The organism is Achromobacter kerstersii (assembly GCF_902859595.1).
Lineage (GTDB): Bacteria > Pseudomonadota > Gammaproteobacteria > Burkholderiales > Burkholderiaceae_B > Achromobacter > Achromobacter kerstersii.
This window is the reverse complement of the sequence record NZ_CADIJQ010000012.1, coordinates 147,106-163,665: the sequence shown is the minus strand read 5'-3', so window position 1 is coordinate 163,665 and position 16,560 is coordinate 147,106. Positions and strand designations below refer to the sequence as shown.

Here is a 16,560-nt window from a genome sequence, read left to right as displayed (position 1 = left end):
ATTTCAGGGATTACCCGCGAGTTGCAAAGCGCGTGGGTTATCCCTAGTTGAGCCGAGCAGCAACCCATAGATATGCTTCGGTTAACCAAGTGAACCGAAGAGTTCCAGGAGGAGTTTCAAACCGAGCCGGCACCTCGCTGACAAGGAATCTGGATTTGCATAGCGCGCCTCCTTTGGACCCGGCCGTTGCGGCCACCCGGGTTACGCCCATCCGCGTGATCCCGTGGGCAACGTGGCTGCACCGGGTCTTCGTCGTCCTGATGTATGCGTTCATGCTCTGCCCCATCGTGCTGGTGGTTTGGCTGAGCTTCTTCAAGGACGCCATCCTCTACTTCCCCCCGTCCGGCTACACGCTGTCCTGGTACGTGAAAGCGTGGCAGAACCCCGCGTTCGCCAATGGCTTTCTGTTCAGCCTGCAAGTGTCGCTGGTGGCCGCCGCCATTGGCGTCGTGATGGGCGTGCTGGCCGCCGTCGGCATCGCGCGCTACCGCTTCCAGGGCAGCAAGGGCGTCAATACGCTGCTGCTGTCGCCGCTGCTGATTCCCGGCATCGTGGCGGGCGTGGGCATCTACCTGTTCTACCTGCGCGCTGAAGAGGTGCTGGACCAAGACATCATCGGCACCTTTGGCGGGCTCGTCATTGCGCACGTCTGCCTGACGATTCCCTGGACCGTGCGTTTGGTCACGGCCGGCATGGCCGGGCTGGACGGCTCCATCGAGGAAGCCGCGCGCAACCTGGGGGCAAGCGCACCGGTGGCCTTTCTGCGTGTGACCTTGCCCATGCTGCGCCCGTCGATTGTGGCTGCGGCGCTGTTCAGTTTCGTGGTGTCGTTCGAAAACCTGGAGCTGTCGCTGTCGCTGGTGGGTCCGGGCCGCACCACGCTGCCGATCGCCATCATGCAGTACCTGGAATTCAATCTGGACCCGACCATCGCTTCGGTGGCATCGGTGCAAATCTTGCTGTTGGGGATCATCATGCTTGTGACCGACCGCTACGTGAAACTCAGTCAGGTGGTGTAAGAAATGGCGAAGGTCTCAATCGAGAATATCCGCAAGCAATTCGGCTCGGCGGTGGCGGTATCCGACTTTTCCCTGGAGATCGCGGAAGGCGAGCTGGTGACGTTCCTGGGCCCCAGCGGCTGCGGCAAGACCACCACGCTGCGCATGATTGCCGGCTTCATCACCCCCACCGCAGGCCGCATCCGCATTGGCGACACCGACGTCACCCGGCTGCCCGTGCACAAGCGCGATACCGGCATGGTGTTCCAGCGCTATGCGCTGTTTCCGCACATGACGGTGGCCGAGAACGTGGCCTTCGGGCTGGAAATGCACAAGGTGCCCAAGGCCGATCGCGACGCCAAGATCCGCCGCGTGCTGGACATGGTGCGCATGACCGAACTGCGTGACCGCTATCCGCGCCAGCTGTCCGGCGGCCAGCAACAGCGCGTGGCGATTGCGCGAGCGCTGGCAATCGAACCCAAAGTCTTTTTGCTTGACGAGCCCTTGTCCAACCTGGACGCCAAGCTGCGGCTGGAAGTGCGCGAAGAGATTCGATCCTTGCAACAGCGTCTTGGCCTGACAACCGTGTTCGTCACACACGACCAGGAAGAAGCGCTGGCCATTGCCGACCGCATGGCCATCATGCATGACGGCATCGTGCAGCAGGTGGGCGCACCCGACACGCTGTACGAGCGCCCCGCCAATCTTTTCGTGGCCGACTTCCTGGGCAAGATGAACGTCTTCACGGGCCGGGGCCAGGCCGACAACCAGTTTCACACCGACGCGGGCCAGCGCATCGCCACGCCGGGCGGCGCGGGGGCAACGCACGTGGGCGTGCGGCCGGAACGCGTGCGGCTGTCCGAGCAGCCTTCGGGCGGCAACGCCTTGGCGGGCGTGGTGGAATCGTCGTTGTATCTGGGATCGGTGCTGGAAGTGCGCGTGCAGCTGGAAGGCGGCAACCGCATGATCAGCCAGATCGTCAATGGTGGCGCAAGCCGCGCGCAACCGGCGCCGGGCGCGCGCGTGTACGCGTGCTTCGAGCCCGAAGACTGCGTGGCCTTCACGCAATAGGAGCCGCCATGACGACTGCAACACAAGACGGGCGGCCCAGCCGGTGGCTGGGGCCGGGGCTGGCGTTTCCGGCGTCGCTGGTGGTGCTGGTGATCATCCTGGTCCCCATCCTGCAACTGGCGCGCTACAGCTTCAATCATTTCGATCCGGCGGAGCTGATGCAAACCGCCTTCACCTTCGAAAACTACGCCAAGTTTTTCGGCGACCCTTACTACCGCGACATCTTCTTCACGACGCTTTGGGTGGCCGCGCTGTGCACCGTGCTGGCGCTGGTGCTGGGCTTTCCGGTGGCGTACTTCCTGGCGCGCACGCAAAGCAAATACAAGAGCCTGTTCGTGATTCTGCTGGTGTTCCCGCTGATGGTGGGCAACGTGGTGCGCGCGGCGGGCTGGATGGTGGCGCTGGGCAACGCGGGCGTGGTGAACGCGGTGTTGTTGGGGCTGGGGCTGGTCGATAAACCCATCACGCTGATGTATACGCCCACGGCGGTTGTCATCGGCACTACCGCCGTCGTCATGCCCTACCTGATCCTCACCTTGCAAAGCGTGCTGGAAGGCATGGACCTGTCGGTCGAGGAAGCCGCCCGCAACGTCGGCGCGAATTTCTTCACGACGTTTCGCCGCATTGTGCTGCCCATTGCCGCGCCCGGCGTGGCGGCGGGCACGATGCTGGTGTTCATCTTGTGCATGAACGCTTACGCCACGCCAGTGCTGCTGGGCGGCTCCGGCCTGACGATGATGGCGCCCGCGCTCTATGACCAGATCACGCGCGCATCGAACTGGCCGTTTGGCGCGGCGCTGGCCGTCATTCTGGTCTGCGGCACGCTGGTCATTGCACTGATTTCGAATTGGCTGATTCATCGGCGCTACATCAAGACCATGGCGTCTTGACCCGACTCCCCCTCAAGGAATATTCATGGCATCCGTATTGTTCAAGAACGCGAACCTGCTTGATCCCTTGCAGGCCGACCTGCTGGAAGGCCACCACGTGCTGGTCGAGGACGGCGTCATCAAGGAAGTGTCAGACAAGCCCATTACCAGCGCGTCCGCGCAGGTCATCGACGCGGCGGGCCGCACGCTCATGCCCGGCCTGATCGATCTGCACGTACACGTGCTGGCCACGCAGCTGAACCTGAGCACGCAAGGCGTGTTGCCCGACGCGCTGGTGATGATGCGCGCCGTGCCCATCATGGCGGCGATGCTGCGCCGGGGTTTCACCACCGTGCGTGACGCGGGCGGCGCGGGCTGGGGCCTGAAGTGCGCCGTCAACGAAGGCACGGTGAAGGGGCCGCGCCTGTTCATCTCGGGCCGCGCCATCAGCCAGACGGGCGGCCATGGCGACCCGCGTCCCCGTTCCGACCATCTGCGCCCGATGAGCTTCTGCGGCTGCTGCTTCCGCGCGGGCGACATCGGCCGCGTGGCCGACGGCATCGACGACGTGCGCAAAGCCGTGCGCCAGGAACTGCAAATGGGCGCGGATCAGATCAAGATGATGGCCTCGGGTGGCGTCGCATCGCCCACCGACCCCATCGCGTCCTATGGCTATTCGGAAGAAGAAATTCGCGTCATCGTCGAAGAAGCCGCCAGCCGTCAGACTTACGTGATGGCGCACTCTTACACCGCCGACGCCATCGAACGCGCCATCCGCAACGGCGTGCGCACGATTGAACACGGCAATCTGGTGGATGAGCGCGTGGCGCGCTTCATGGCCGAGAAGGGCGCGTTTGTTGTGCCCACGCTGGTGACCTACGAAGCCCTGGCCAACGAAGGCGCCGACTACGGCCTGCCGCCCGACTCGGTCGCAAAGATCGCCACGGTGCGCACCGCGGGCCTGCATTCGCTGGAAATCTACAAGAAGGCGGGCGTGAAGATCGGCTATGGCTCGGACTTGCTCGGCCCGTCGCAACGCCTGCAAAGCGATGAATTCCGCATCCGCAACGAAGTCTTGTCCGCGCAGGAAGTCATTCAGTGCGCCACAACAACTGCGGCCGAAGTGCTGAACCAGGTCGGCCAGTTGGGCCGCATTCAGCCGGGCGCCTTGGCGGACGTGCTGCTGGTGGACGGCAACCCGTACCGCGACTTGTCCTGCCTGTTGGGGCAGGGCGAACATCTGGCGCTGATCATGAAGGGCGGCGTCATCGAACATAACGGGCTGGGGGTGTAAGCGCCATGAGCGATCCCACGTTTTCACAGTCGGAAGTCGGTGAGGAATCCCGCGACGTCAACGCCGCCAAGGGCTGGCATCCGCCGACGGCGCCGGTGTCGCGCGACCGCGGGCTGGGGCCGTTTCCCCGGCTGATCCTGCGCGGCGCGACGATCATCGATGGCACGGGCGCTCCGCCTTGGGGGCCGGTCGACATCGTGATCGAAAACGAACGCATCACCGCACTGGTCAACGTGGGTACGCCGCACAAGGCCATCGACCCCAAACGCCGCCCGGGTCCGGGCGACCACGAAATCGATTGCCACGGCAAGTTCGTCACCCCCGGTTTTGTGGATGCGCACGCGCACATCGGCACGCCGTATCACGCCATGAGCGGCATCGTGCCGCCCGCTGACTACATCTACAAACTGTGGCTGGCGCACGGCGTGACCACGGTGCGCGAGATGGGCGCGATGGGCGGGCTGGGCTGGACGCTGGAGCAGCGCGAGCTTTCCGCCGCCAACAAGATCGCCGCGCCGCGCATGATCGTGCATAGCGTCTTCCCCGCCGTGAACGACCGCGTCAAAACCATCCACACGCCGGAGCAGGGCCGCGAATGGGTGCGCAAGCTGGCCGCGCGCGGCGCCGACGGTATCAAGTTCTTTGGGGCGCCGCCCGCCATCATGGAAGCCGCGCTGGACGAAGCCGCGCAACAGGGCCTGCGCTCGGGCTGCCACCATGCGCAGATGGCCGTCACACGCGTGAACGCGTTGAAGTCTGCGCGCTGGGGGCTGACCAGTTCCGAACACTATTACGGCCTGCCCGAAGCGTTGTTCGAAGACCGCGTGGTGCAGTCCTTTCCCACCGACTACAACTACAGCGACGAGTACTACCGCTTCGCCGTCGCCGGCCAGACCTTCATGCAGGCCGCCCAACCGGGCTCGGCCAAGTGGCGTCAGGTCATGGACCAATTCCTGGAACTCGGCCACACCTTCGTCCCCACCTTCAACATCTACGACGCCAACCGCGACCTGATGCGCGCACGCCGCGCCGACTGGCACGACGACTACACGTGGAAGGCGGTGTGGAAGTACTTCCAGCCGCAGCGCGGCGGGCACGGCGCGTACTGGTATCGCTGGAGCACCACCAACGAGATCGAGTGGAAGCAGAACTACCGGCTGTGGATGCAGTTCATCAACGAATACAAGAACCTGGGCGGCCGCGTTTGCGCCGGCAGCGATTCCGGTTTCATCTTCCAGATTTACGGCTTTGGCTTTGTGCGTGAACTGGAACTGTTGCAAGAGGCCGGCTTCCACCCCATTGAAGTGCTGCGCGCGGCCACGTCGCAAAGCGCCGCGTTGCTGGGCATTGATGACGACACCGGCTCCATCGACGTGCAAAAGCGCGCCGACCTGCTGATTCACGATCAAAACCCGCTGACCGATTTCAAGCTGCTGTTCGGCACCGGCGCCATGCGCCTGAACGACGACACGGCCAAGGTTGAATGGCAGCGCTGCCTGCGCACCACCATCAAGTCGGGCGTGGTGTACGACACCGCCGAGCTGCTGGCGGACGTGCGCAAGATGGTCAAGGACAGCTGGGCGGAAGACCCCGATGGCGAGCGTCCTCCCGTTGGTGGGTCACCCGGTGGTTCGCTTGCCGGTTCACCCTGCGACAGCGCCGACGAGGCCGCTTGATATGGCCGTCGACCTGTTCCTCTTGTGCGGTTTTCTGGGCAGCGGCAAGACCACGCTGCTGGTGGATTACCTGCGCGATCCGTCGTCGCGCGATACGGGCGTGATCGTCAACGAGGCGGGTGAGATCGGTGTGGACGGCGCCATCGTCGCCAATGACAGCGACAACGTGCCGATGACGCTGATGGCCAACGGCTGCGTGTGCTGCTCGTTGCGCAGCGACCTGGTCTATACCTTGAGCGCCTTGCTGGACGCGCCGCGCCCCGAAGGCGCGGGGCCATTGCAGCGCGTGATCCTGGAATGCAGCGGCCTGTCGCGGCCCGGCCCCATCATTGCGTCGCTGGCCGATCCTGAACTGGCCAGCCGGGGGCTGCGGCTGACGGTCGTCTGCACCGATGATTGCGCGCGCGATCCCGATGCGCTGGCCGAGATAGACGAGGCCATGGCGCAGTTCGGCGCGGCGCATCGCATCGTGCTGACGAAGACCGATCTCTTGCCCGCAGCCGAACTTGAAGGCCGCGCCGCGCGCGCTGCCGTATTGAACCCGCTGGCGCTTGTCATCGCCGACCCTGACCGCAGCCGTGCCGTGCAAGCCGCTTTCGCGCCGTCGCAAGGCGTGGCGGACCTGGCCGGGCTGGCCGCGCGCATGCTGATCGCGGGTGGGTCCGGCAAAAGCGCTGCCGACACCGCCGCGCACCCGCGCATCCGCGTCATGGCGGCACGCGCCCGCGAGGGCATCAGCTGGACGGACTTTTCAGAATGGCTGGATAACCTGGCCGGCTTGTGCGGCGAACGCCTCCTGCGGGTGAAAGCCGTGGTGCGCGTGACCGAATGCGCCGAGCCCATCCTGATCCAGTCGGTGGGCACCACCTTCAGCGCGCCGCAGCGGCTGACGCGTCAACCCGATGCGCGCGACGCCATCATCGTCATCGCGCGCGATATCGAGGTGGACGACATCCGCGCGTCCGCGCCCGATGCGCCGGTCGAGATGCTCGCCTGAATTTTTTTAGAAACCCGGGCGCGCGGCGGGCACAGCCGCCTGCGCACCCGCACCGTAGCAAGTCGTCAGTCCCCCTTCGATACGAGGTTGTTATGCAAGAGAAAAACCTGACTCGCCGTGGCTTCATCAAGACCGCCTCTGGCCTGGCGCTGGCACCTGCGCTGGGCTGGGTGCCGGGCATGGCGCACGCCGCTGAAAAAGAACTCGTCGTGGGCACGTGGGGCGGCGATTACCAAAACCTGCTGCAACAGATCATCAACCCCATCGTCGAGAAAAAGGGCGTGAAGGTCGTGTACGACACCGGCAACGCGGTGGGCCGCGTCACCAAGCTGCGCGCCGAGAAGAACTCGCGTCGCGGCAGCATGGACGTGGCGTTGCTGGGCGAAGTCGACATGTACGACGCCGAACGCTCCGGCACGCTGGAACCCATCGATGTAAAGAAGTTGCCGAATCTGGCGCACGCCATTGCCGCGCTGAAAACGCCGTACTCGATTCCGCACATCTTCAGCGCGATGACGCTGGTCTACAACACCGAAAAATTCCCCACGCCGCCTGATTCGCTGGAAGTGCTGCTGGACCCGAAGTGGAAGGGCCAGGTGGGCTTCTCCGACATTCTGTACCTGTACAACGCCGTCTTCGTCGGCCTGGGCGCGGGTGGCGACACCAAGACGTTTGATGGCGGCAAGCGCTTCCTGGCGAAGCTAAAGCCCAACGCGCCGCGCATCTATCCGTCCAACGAGGCCGTGGCGTCGGCATTCAAATCCGGCGAAATCGCCATCGCCTGCATGTGGAAAGCCCGCGCGCTGCAATGGAAAGACAGCGGCCTGCCGCTGGGCTTTGTGATCCCGAAGGAAGGCTCGGTGCCGGTGTCGTTCGAAGCGGGTGTGGCCAAAAATAGCCGCAACAAGGACGCGGCCTGGGAATACCTGAACGCCATGCTCGACCCGCAAGGCCAGATCGGCTTCGCCGAAAAAATGGGCTACGCGCCGACCGTGACCAACGCAACGCTGCCGGAAAACCTGAAGCGCGTGGGCTTCACCGACGCCGAAGTGAAGCTCTTGCATGCCTACGACCTGAAGGGCCTGACCGAAGGCAAAGCCGACATGCTGGAATTCTGGAACAAGGAATTCAAGGCGGGTTGATGAGCTAGGCGGATTGATTCTGGCGGATTGATTCAGGCTGGGCGGATTGATTCAGACTGCATTTTTTGGGTGTCAGACTGCAATTGTTCGAGAGTTGACTCAGACTGCATTTTTTCCATTTTTTAAGGTGTCAGACTGCACTTCTTATGCACGTATGCTGCGAAATTGCAGTCTGATTCCAATGAAAAATAGCAGTCGAAAAATTGCAGTCAGACTCCAATAAAAAATTGCAGTCTGACTCCAGATAAACGTCTAGCTCCTGCCGCGCGCCGATCAGCCCCGGCGCGCCGCCTCGATCTTCGCGACGTCGATCTTGCCCATCGTCATCATGGCTTCGAAGACGCGCTTGGCGGCCGCGCGGTCAGCGCCCGTGTATGCCTCGGTCAGCACACGCGGCGTGATCTGCCACGACAAGCCCCACTTGTCCTTGCACCAGCCACAATCACTTTCCTGGCCGCCATTCTCGACAATGGCGTTCCACAAGCGGTCAGTCTCTGCCTGATCGTCGGTGGCGACCTGAAATGAAAACGACTCGTTGTGCTGAAACGCCGGACCGCCATTCAGGCCCAGACACGGTATGCCCATCACGGTGAATTGCACCGTCAGCACTTCGCCTTCCTTGCCTGAGGGATAGTCGGACGGCGCTTTGTGAACCGCGTCCACGGAGCTATTGGGGAACGTCTTCGCGTAAAACTGCGCGGCCTCCAGCGCGGTGCCATCGAACCAGAGGCAAATCGTGTTCTTGGGAATCATCGGGGGTCTCCTCGTGAGATGAAAACCCATCGACGCTGGGCGCCCGAACAACCGGCGCGCCTTGACGTGCGGGGTTTCGTGCTGTTGAGGATACTCGGTCGGATTGTGCAATTCGGCCACGTGAAATCCTCGTTGCAACTGTCAGGTTCTGCCTGGAATGGGCCGGCAGTTTGTGTGTCTCTCAATTGAGAGACATAATGGCTGCCTCATTACGGGAGTTTTCCTCATGGCACAGACTTCAATGTTGCACGTCCGGGTTGACGATCAACTCAAGGCGGAAGCGGCGGAAAAGCTCGCCAACGTCGGGCTGACGATTTCCGACGCGGTGCGTATTTTGCTGACGAGAGTGGCGAAGGAAGGGGGCTTGCCGGCGGGTTTGACTGTCGACGCCGCTAGTCACGACGCATGGTTTCGCGCCAAGGTCCACGAGGCTTTGAGCGATACACGCCCAGCGGTTGCCCATCAACAGGTCATGGACGAGGCGCATGCGCTGATCGCCAAGAAACGTCGTGCCGATTCTTGAGTGGCGCGAAACTGCCCGCGAGGATTTGCTGGCAATTGTTGACTACATTTCGGACGATAGCCCAGCAGCCGCGCTGCGCCTGGTGCAAGACATAAACTTGAAAATCTCCAAGCTGCGTGAGCGTCCGCGTTTGTATCGCGCTGGCCGCGTGCCAGGAACGCGAGAGATGGTGGTACGGCCGAATTACGTCGTGGTCTATGCCCACACGCCTCGTGCCGTGACGATATTGCGCGTGCTTCACGCCGCGCAACAATGGCCCCGCGACAGCGCCTGACGTCGTTTGGTCTGAATCGACATTCTTCAGACTTCATCCTCCAAAACTTCATCGCACCAATTATGAAATGTTATATCATTCGTCAGCGATTTGTAATGATATAACATCCGAGAGAACGTAGATGAAAGGCAAGAAGCTGGGGTTCAACAAGGGAAGCCGCAACGTGACGGGGGGCCGCAAGCCGCGTGGGGGCAGTCTGAAACCGCTGGTCTGCTCGTTGATGCTGATTGCGCCGGTGGCGCAGGCCGAGACGGAAACCGATCCGCAACGCGCGAAAACGCTGGCGCCCATTACCGTGTCCGCCAATCCCTTGGGGTTGGACTTGAACAGCACCACGCTGCCCGCTTCTGTGTTGGAGGGCGACGCGCTGATTGAGCAGCGCACTGGCACGTTGGGTGAAACCCTGAAGAATCTGCCGGGCGTGAATAGCGACACGTTTGGCGGCGGCGCAAGCCGACCGGTGATCCGGGGTCAAAGCGCACCGCGCGTGAAGGTGCTGTCTGATGGGTCCGAAGTGATGGACGCTTCCAGCATTTCCCCTGATCACGCGGTGACGGTGGAACCGCTGCTGGCCGAGCGCATTGAAGTGCTGCGCGGCCCCGCGACCTTGCTCTACGGCGGCGGCGCGATTGGTGGCGTGGTGAACGTGGTGGACAAGAAGATTCCGACCGCGGTGCCGGAAAAGGGCATCGAGGCCGAAGCCGAATTGCGCGGCGCGACGGGCACCAAGGAACGTTCAGGCGCGGTGGGCATCACGGCGGGCGAAGGTCAGTTCGCCGTGCGCGTTGAAGGCATGAAGCGGCGCACCAGCGATTACGACGTGCCCGATTGGCCGGGCGGCAAGCTTGAAGGCTCGTACAGCGAATCCACGCAGGGCTCCGTCGGCATGTCGTGGATCACCCCGCGCGGTTACGTCGGCCTGGCGTTCACGCATCTGGAAAGCAAGTACGGCTTGCCGGGACACAACCACGAATACGAAGGCTGCCACCCGCACGGCACGCACCTGCATTGCGGCGGCCACGACCATGATCACGAAGAAGAAGGCCACGACCACGATCATGATCACGAACACGGCGGCGTGCCGTACGTGAAGCTGCGCAGCAACCGCCTGGATCTGCGCGCCGAATATCAAGACCCGTTCGCCGGCTTCGAAAAGATCCGCGTGCGCGGTGGCCTGACTGACTATCAGCACGACGAGATCGAAGGCGGCGAAGTTGGCACGCGCTTCAAGAACAAGGGCTACGACTTGCGCGTGGAATTGCAGCACAAGCCGATCGCCGGCTGGCGCGGCGTGGTGGGTTTGCAGAACGCCTACAGCGATTTTCGCGCCGACGGCGAAGAGGCTTTTTTGCCGCGCAGCCGCACGCGTTCGAACGGCTTGTTCGTGCTCGAGGAATATCAGCTGAACGACTGGCGTTTTGAAGTGGGCGCGCGTCAGGACTGGCAGCGCATTTCGCCGGAAGGCGGCGCGCCGCGCAGCAGCTTGTCTGGTACGTCCTTGTCGGCGGCAGCCATCTGGGACTTCGCGCCGCAGTACTCGGTGGCGCTGTCGCTGTCGCGTTCGCAACGCCTGCCCAATGCGCAAGAGCTTTACGCAGACGGCGTGCACCTGGCCACCAACACCTACGAACTCGGCAACGCCGACCTGGGCCGCGAAACGTCACACAACATTGACCTGACCTTGCGCAAGCATTCGGGCGACACCACGTTCTCGGCCAGCGTGTTCCACAACCGCGTGAAGAACTATATCTACGCCAATACGCTGGACCGCTACGAAGACTTCCGCCTGATCGAATATACGCAACGCGACGCAGAATTCACGGGCGTGGAAGGCGAGCTTCGCCACCAGTTCACCCCGGTGTTCTCGGCCGCCGTGTTCGGCGACTACGTGCGCGGCAAGCTGACGGGCGGCGACGGCAACTTGCCGCGCATTCCGGCAGCGCGCGCGGGTGTGCGCGGCAATGTGAAGTGGGATCAATGGTCGGGCGGCGTGGAATACGCACGCGTGTTCTCGCAAAAAGACATCGCATCGTATGAAGACAGCACGCCGGGCTACAACCTGGTCAACGCCGTGGTCGCTTACCGCGGCCGCTACGGCGAGACGGGCTACGAAGTCTATCTGCGCGGCACCAACCTGCTGAACAAACTGGCCTACAACCACGCGTCGTTTATCTCATCGGTGGCGCCGCTGCCCGGCCGCAGCGTGATGCTGGGCGTGCGACTGACGTACTGACAAGGGTAGGGCGTGGCGGCAAGACGCCCGCCCGCCAGCAAGCACCACGCCGGGGCCTAGCGCCCCGGCTTTTTTGTTGCGCCGCGCCATGCTCTCCACGCGTCGACCACCCCCGGGTAGACCCCGATGCCGATCTTGTTGACGCTCGCCACCTTGGGTTTCTAGAATCCAATTTGTGATCACATATCAGAAATAGCGCCCGGCATCCGCCGGCGCGCGGGCAGCGGCGAAGCAGAGCATGACCCAACAACTATTCAGTGTTCGAGACAAAGTCGTTTTGATTACCGGTGCCGCGGGCGGCATTGGCGCTGCGCTTAGCCGGGCTTTCGCTCAAGGCGGCGCGACGCTGGTGCTGGCCGACCTGGCGGGGGAAAAGCTGGACGCGTTGGCGTCCGAGCTGCGCGAATCCGGCGTGAAGACCGGAGCCATCGCGCTGCAAGTCGAAGACCGCGAGGCTTGCGCCAATGCGGTCGCCGACGCGGTTGCCAAGTACGGCGGCGTCGATGTGCTGATCAATTGCGCCGGGGTCAACACCCGCATGCGGCCAGAGCTCTACGCCGAAGACGTGTGGGACCGCATCGTGGACATCAACCTGAAGGGCACCTTCAACATGTGCCAGGCGGTGCACGCTCCGATGAGCCTGCGTGGCAAGGGCAAGATCATCAACATCGGGTCGATCCTGGCGCTGGCGTCCAACGCCGTCACGGCCGCGTATTCGGCCAGCAAGGGCGGGGTGCTGCAACTGACGCGATCGCTCGCTTGCGCCTGGGCGGCGGACGGCATCACCGTCAACGTGATCCAGCCCGGCTGGATCGACACCGCGCTATCGCGGCAGGCGCGAGTGGACATCCCCGGCCATGCCGAACGCGTGGTGGCCACGACTCCGTTGGGCCGCTGGGGCGAACCCGAAGACCTGATCGGTTCGACGTTGTTCCTGGCCAGCGCCGCGTCCGATTTCGTGACGGGTGCAAGCCTGGTGGTCGATGGCGGCGTGACCGCCCATATTTGACGAACCAATCTGGCGCACCTATCTGACCGCGCAGGGTTGAACGCAAAGAGCCGGCCCCACAGAGCCGGCCCGCCATAAGGAGGAGACATGCAATTCGAGGACATCGGGCAGACGACGCCAGCCCGCACCCTGGTCGTGGAAGACAGCGACTGGGAGCAGCTGAGCCGCACCGACGCCATGCGCCTGACGACGCTGTTTCTGGCGGCGCGCCGCTTCGAAGAAAAGATCCTGATGCTGGACAAGCTGAACCTGGTGCACGGGCCGGCACACTCCAGCATCGGCCAGGAAGGCGGCGCGGCCGGCTGCATTGCGGCGCTGCCCATCGACACCTTGATGAATGGCACACATCGCGCGCACCACCAATGCGTCGCCAAGGCGGTCAACGCCCTCTATGAAGACGGCATGGACCCGGTGGCAAGCGGACTCAGCCTGCGCATGCGGCAAGAGATCCAGGGCTTGATGCACGAGATCCTGGGCTTGAAGGATGGCTGGACCGGCGGGCGCGGCGGCTCCATGCATTTACGCCGTGCGGACCTGGGCATCATGGGCACGAACGCCATCGTGGCGGGCGGTATTCCCATCGCTTGCGGCCATGCCTTTGCGGAAAAGCAGCGGCAGTCGGGCAAGCTGATGGTGACCTTCTTTGGCGACGGCGCCGTGCATCAGGGCGCCACCCATGAAGCGATGAATCTGGCGGCGCTGTACGGCCTGCCCATGATCTTCTTCCTGGAAAACAACAAGTACGCCGTGTCGATGAGCGTGGAGCAATCCACCTTTCAGACCGAACTGCTGACGCGTCCGCAGGGCCACGGCATCGCGGCCGTCAAGGTCGACGGCATGAACCCCTTCGCCGTGTGGCTGGCCACGCGCTGGGCGCAAGAATATATTGAACGCGAAGGCCGGCCGGCATTCATTCTGGCCGAGGTCTACCGCTACTACCACCAGAGCTCGTCCATTCCCGGCAGCGCGTTTGGCTATCGCACGCGCGACGAAGAAAACGCCTGGAAGGCGCGCGACCCCTGGCTGTTCCTGCAACGTGAGCTGACCGGACGCGGCATTCTGAATGCTGATGAACTGGCGGCCATCGACGCCGCGGTGACCGATGCCATGGACGCCGCGGCGGCTTCTTGCGTGGAAGGCGCGGGGTCATCCGCGCGTATCCGCCCCGAACTCTGGCCGGAGGCGTCCAGCGTGGACGCCAACCTGAACAGCGACATGCGCGAATTCGACGGCGTGCAGTTTGCCGAGGCCGAAGACTACGCCGCAGAAGACATGGAAACGCTGTCCTATATCGAAGCCATGGCGCGCACGATGGGCGCGCGCATGGCTGAGGACGAGCGCATTTACGTCTTCGGTGAAGACGTCGCCAACATGGGCGGCGGCACGGTAGGCGCCACGCGCGGCCTGACGGAAACCTACGCGGGCCGGCTCATCAATACGCCAATCACCGAGAACGGCTTTTGCGGCCTGGCAACCGGCGCAGCGCTGTCGGGCCTTAAGCCTGTCGTTGAACTGATGTACAGCGACTTCTTCCTGGTGGCGGGCGACCAGCTGCTGAACCAGGCGGGCAAGATCCGCCATCTGTTCAACGGCTCGGCGAGCGTGCCGCTGGTGTTGCGCACCCGGATTCCAGGCGCGGAAGGGTATGGATCGCAGCACTCAATGGACCCGGCTGGCGTGTTTGCGCTGTTTCCCGGATGGCGCATCGTTGCCCCGTCAAATGCCTTCGACTACGTGGGCCTGATGAATTCGGCGCTGCGCTGCGAAGACCCGGTGCTGGTGATCGAGCCGCAAGAACTGCACAAGCGCAAGACGCTGGTGCCAAAGAAGCTGGACTACTACATTCCCATTGGCCGCGCGAAGCGCGTGCAGGAAGGGGATCAGATCACGCTGCTGGCCACGCTCAGCATGGTGGAGCGCTGCGTGCAGGTGGCCGCCGAGATGGGCGTGCGCGCCGACATCATCGACCTGCGCACGCTGTCGCAACGCGATATTGATTACGACACCATCGGCGCCTCCGTCATGAAGACGGGCCGCGTCGCGATCGTTGAGCAAACCACGCGCGGCGCAAGCCTGGGCGCATTGATCGCTGACGAGATTCAACGCCGCTATTTTGATTATCTGGATCAGCCGGTGCAGCGTGTGACGGGCCGCTGGGCGCCGCCTACGGTGTCGCAAGCGCTGGAACGCGCGGCGCTGGCGAGCGAAGACGATATCCGCACACGTCTGGCCGCCATGCTTCAGGAAAGCGGATTGACCGCCCAACCAGGAAACGTTCATGCCCTGCGCGCTTGAAGGCAAAACCATCTTGATCACGGGCGCGGCTGGCGGCATCGGCAGCGAAACCGCGCGCGTGTGCGCAGAGCAGGGCGCATCGCTGGTGTTGGCGGACCGCGAAGCGCCGGAAGCGTTGGCGGCCGAATTACGCGCGAAAAACGTGACGGCGCGTGCGCTCGCGTTCGACGTGACCGACCGCGCCGCGGCCGAAGCTGCGGTTGCCAGCATCGAACGCCTGGACGCGCTGGTCGCCAACGCGGGCTATTGCCCGTGGGACGATTGGAACGCGGACGGCTGGGACCAGGTGTTTCACCAGGTCATCGACATCAATCTGCTGGGCGTCATGCACTTGACGCGCGCGGCGCTGGCCAAGATGGCGGCACAGGGCGCGGGGCGCATGGTGCTGGTGTCGTCCGTGGCGGCGCGTATGGGCGGTCTGGCGGCCAGCCCGCATTACGTGGCGGCCAAAGGCGGCACGCACGCGTTCGTGAAATGGCTGGCGCGCAAGGCGGCCGATTCGGGCGTGACGGTCAACAGCGTGGCGCCTGGCGCCACCGACACGGGCATGACCCAAGGCGCGCCGCTGGATGCGAATAGAATTCCCCTGCGACGCATGGCCCAGCCCCGCGAAATCGCCTTGCCCATCGCGTTTTTGTGTTCGGATGGCGCAAGCTACATATGCGGCGCCACGCTGGACGTGAACGGTGGCGTCTACATGACATAGGCGTACACATACATGGACAACACCATCCTGGAAGGGCTGCTGGAAAAGCAGGAACGCGTCACCGTCGCGGATCAGATCTATCAGCGCACGCGTCAGCTCCTGATGAGCGGCGCGGTGCCGCCCGGCGAAAAGGTCACGCTGCGCGGCCTGGCCGCCGCCTTGAACACCAGCCCGATGCCGGTGCGCGAAGCGGTGAACAAGCTGGTGGCCGAAGGCGCGCTGGAAATGCTGCCAAGCCGGGGCGTGCGCGTGCCCAAACCCAGCCTGCCGAAGTTTCGCGAAGTGGTGCGCATCCGCTGCTGCCTCGAAGGCTTTGCGGCGGCGGAAGCCGTGAAGGTCATCACTGACGACACCGTGGCGCGCATCGAACGCTATGCGCACGAGTTCGACAAGCTGGGCCACCAGCGCAAGATCGACACCCTGAAGACGATTGAAGCCAACCGCAATCTGCATTTCACCTTGTATGAAGCGGCGGGCATGCCGTTGCTGGTCACGATGATCGAGAACATCTGGCTGCAAATCGCGCCGCTGTTTTCGCTGAGCATGAGCAGCAAAGACCGCAAGTCGGAAAGCTGGGAATCGTTCAGCCATCACGACACGCTGCTGCAGGCGCTGCGCCGCCGTGATCCGGATGGCGCGCGCGATGCCGTGGTGGCAGACATTTCCGATGCGGCGGCGTTCATCGAGAAGACGGGCAATTTGACTCAAACCTGAAGCGAG

The 16,560-nt window shown here is 63.4% G+C and carries 15 protein-coding genes; 14 read left to right on the top strand and 1 reads right to left on the bottom strand.

The window, feature by feature from the left end; translation table 11 throughout:
- Nucleotides 1-155 precede the first annotated feature (155 nt).
- From HV765_RS27375 to HV765_RS27345, 7 genes are all read left to right on the top strand, one after another.
- Complete coding sequence (locus HV765_RS27375; protein WP_054426971.1) at nt 156-1,019, top strand: ABC transporter permease; 864 nt, start codon at nt 156-158, stop codon at nt 1,017-1,019.
- A 3-nt stretch (nt 1,020-1,022) separates the two neighbouring features.
- On the top strand, nt 1,023-2,069 hold the full coding sequence (locus HV765_RS27370) for an ABC transporter ATP-binding protein (protein ID WP_054426972.1): 1,047 nt from the start codon (nt 1,023-1,025) through the stop codon (nt 2,067-2,069).
- Between the two features lie 8 nt (nt 2,070-2,077).
- Nucleotides 2,078-2,959, top strand: a complete 882-nt coding sequence (locus HV765_RS27365; RefSeq protein ID WP_054426973.1) for an ABC transporter permease — start codon at nt 2,078-2,080, stop codon at nt 2,957-2,959.
- A gap of 25 nt (nt 2,960-2,984) precedes the next feature.
- Entirely contained in the window at nt 2,985-4,232 is a 1,248-nt protein-coding gene (locus HV765_RS27360) for a metal-dependent hydrolase family protein (protein ID WP_054426974.1), read from the top strand.
- A gap of 5 nt (nt 4,233-4,237) precedes the next feature.
- Entirely contained in the window at nt 4,238-5,908 is a 1,671-nt protein-coding gene (locus HV765_RS27355) for an amidohydrolase family protein (RefSeq protein WP_054426975.1), read from the top strand.
- A gap of 1 nt (nt 5,909) precedes the next feature.
- Nucleotides 5,910-6,905 carry a CobW family GTP-binding protein gene (locus HV765_RS27350; protein WP_175171585.1) on the top strand — a complete coding sequence of 332 codons (996 nt, stop codon included), beginning with the start codon at nt 5,910-5,912 and terminating at the stop codon, nt 6,903-6,905.
- A 92-nt stretch (nt 6,906-6,997) separates the two neighbouring features.
- Nucleotides 6,998-8,047 (top strand): ABC transporter substrate-binding protein, encoded by a 1,050-nt coding sequence (locus tag HV765_RS27345; protein WP_054426977.1) that lies wholly within the window; start codon nt 6,998-7,000, stop codon nt 8,045-8,047.
- A gap of 273 nt (nt 8,048-8,320) precedes the next feature.
- On the opposite strand, the gene HV765_RS27340 is transcribed toward HV765_RS27345, so the two are convergent.
- On the bottom strand, nt 8,321-8,800 hold the full coding sequence (locus HV765_RS27340) for a VOC family protein (protein ID WP_054426978.1): 480 nt from the start codon (nt 8,798-8,800) through the stop codon (nt 8,321-8,323).
- Between the two features lie 226 nt (nt 8,801-9,026).
- On the opposite strand from HV765_RS27340, the gene HV765_RS27335 reads away from it, so the two are divergent.
- The 7 genes from HV765_RS27335 to HV765_RS27305 all read left to right on the top strand — a co-directional run bounded on the left by HV765_RS27335 (nt 9,027) and on the right by HV765_RS27305 (nt 16,554).
- Entirely contained in the window at nt 9,027-9,323 is a 297-nt protein-coding gene (locus HV765_RS27335; RefSeq protein WP_054427089.1) for a type II toxin-antitoxin system RelB/DinJ family antitoxin, read from the top strand.
- Nucleotides 9,310-9,597 carry a type II toxin-antitoxin system RelE/ParE family toxin gene (locus HV765_RS27330; protein ID WP_054426979.1) on the top strand — a complete coding sequence of 96 codons (288 nt, stop codon included), beginning with the start codon at nt 9,310-9,312 and terminating at the stop codon, nt 9,595-9,597. The genes HV765_RS27335 and HV765_RS27330 overlap by 14 nt, the downstream gene beginning before the upstream one ends.
- Before the next feature lie 220 nt (nt 9,598-9,817).
- Nucleotides 9,818-11,830: a TonB-dependent receptor domain-containing protein gene (locus HV765_RS27325; protein ID WP_156336975.1), complete on the top strand. Its 2,013-nt coding sequence runs from the start codon at nt 9,818-9,820 to the stop codon at nt 11,828-11,830.
- A 238-nt stretch (nt 11,831-12,068) separates the two neighbouring features.
- Nucleotides 12,069-12,839, top strand: a complete 771-nt coding sequence (locus HV765_RS27320; RefSeq protein WP_156336969.1) for an SDR family NAD(P)-dependent oxidoreductase — start codon at nt 12,069-12,071, stop codon at nt 12,837-12,839.
- Nucleotides 12,840-12,926: 87 nt separating this feature from the next.
- Nucleotides 12,927-15,134 carry an alpha-ketoacid dehydrogenase subunit alpha/beta gene (locus tag HV765_RS27315; protein ID WP_175171584.1) on the top strand — a complete coding sequence of 736 codons (2,208 nt, stop codon included), beginning with the start codon at nt 12,927-12,929 and terminating at the stop codon, nt 15,132-15,134.
- A complete protein-coding gene (locus tag HV765_RS27310; protein ID WP_054426983.1) occupies nt 15,118-15,840 on the top strand; it encodes an SDR family NAD(P)-dependent oxidoreductase in 723 nt (240 codons plus the stop codon). The genes HV765_RS27315 and HV765_RS27310 overlap by 17 nt, the downstream gene beginning before the upstream one ends.
- A 12-nt stretch (nt 15,841-15,852) precedes the next feature.
- On the top strand, nt 15,853-16,554 hold the full coding sequence (locus tag HV765_RS27305) for a GntR family transcriptional regulator (RefSeq protein WP_054426984.1): 702 nt from the start codon (nt 15,853-15,855) through the stop codon (nt 16,552-16,554).
- The last annotated feature ends 6 nt before the right edge of the window (nt 16,555-16,560 follow it).

Bases quoted from the DNA above. Each gene is read 5' to 3' on its own strand.
- HV765_RS27370 (WP_054426972.1), top strand. From the start codon at position 1,023: ATGGCGAAGGTCTCAATCGAGAATATCCGCAAGCAATTCGGCTCGGCG.
- HV765_RS27365 (WP_054426973.1), top strand. From the start codon at position 2,078: ATGACGACTGCAACACAAGACGGGCGGCCCAGCCGGTGGCTGGGGCCG.
- HV765_RS27360 (WP_054426974.1), top strand. From the start codon at position 2,985: ATGGCATCCGTATTGTTCAAGAACGCGAACCTGCTTGATCCCTTGCAG.
- HV765_RS27355 (WP_054426975.1), top strand. From the start codon at position 4,238: ATGAGCGATCCCACGTTTTCACAGTCGGAAGTCGGTGAGGAATCCCGC.
- HV765_RS27350 (WP_175171585.1), top strand. From the start codon at position 5,910: ATGGCCGTCGACCTGTTCCTCTTGTGCGGTTTTCTGGGCAGCGGCAAG.
- HV765_RS27345 (WP_054426977.1), top strand. From the start codon at position 6,998: ATGCAAGAGAAAAACCTGACTCGCCGTGGCTTCATCAAGACCGCCTCT.
- HV765_RS27340 (WP_054426978.1), bottom strand. From the start codon at position 8,800: ATGATTCCCAAGAACACGATTTGCCTCTGGTTCGATGGCACCGCGCTG.
- HV765_RS27335 (WP_054427089.1), top strand. From the start codon at position 9,027: ATGGCACAGACTTCAATGTTGCACGTCCGGGTTGACGATCAACTCAAG.
- HV765_RS27325 (WP_156336975.1), top strand. From the start codon at position 9,818: ATGCTGATTGCGCCGGTGGCGCAGGCCGAGACGGAAACCGATCCGCAA.
- HV765_RS27320 (WP_156336969.1), top strand. From the start codon at position 12,069: ATGACCCAACAACTATTCAGTGTTCGAGACAAAGTCGTTTTGATTACC.
- HV765_RS27315 (WP_175171584.1), top strand. From the start codon at position 12,927: ATGCAATTCGAGGACATCGGGCAGACGACGCCAGCCCGCACCCTGGTC.
- HV765_RS27310 (WP_054426983.1), top strand. From the start codon at position 15,118: ATGCCCTGCGCGCTTGAAGGCAAAACCATCTTGATCACGGGCGCGGCT.
- HV765_RS27305 (WP_054426984.1), top strand. From the start codon at position 15,853: ATGGACAACACCATCCTGGAAGGGCTGCTGGAAAAGCAGGAACGCGTC.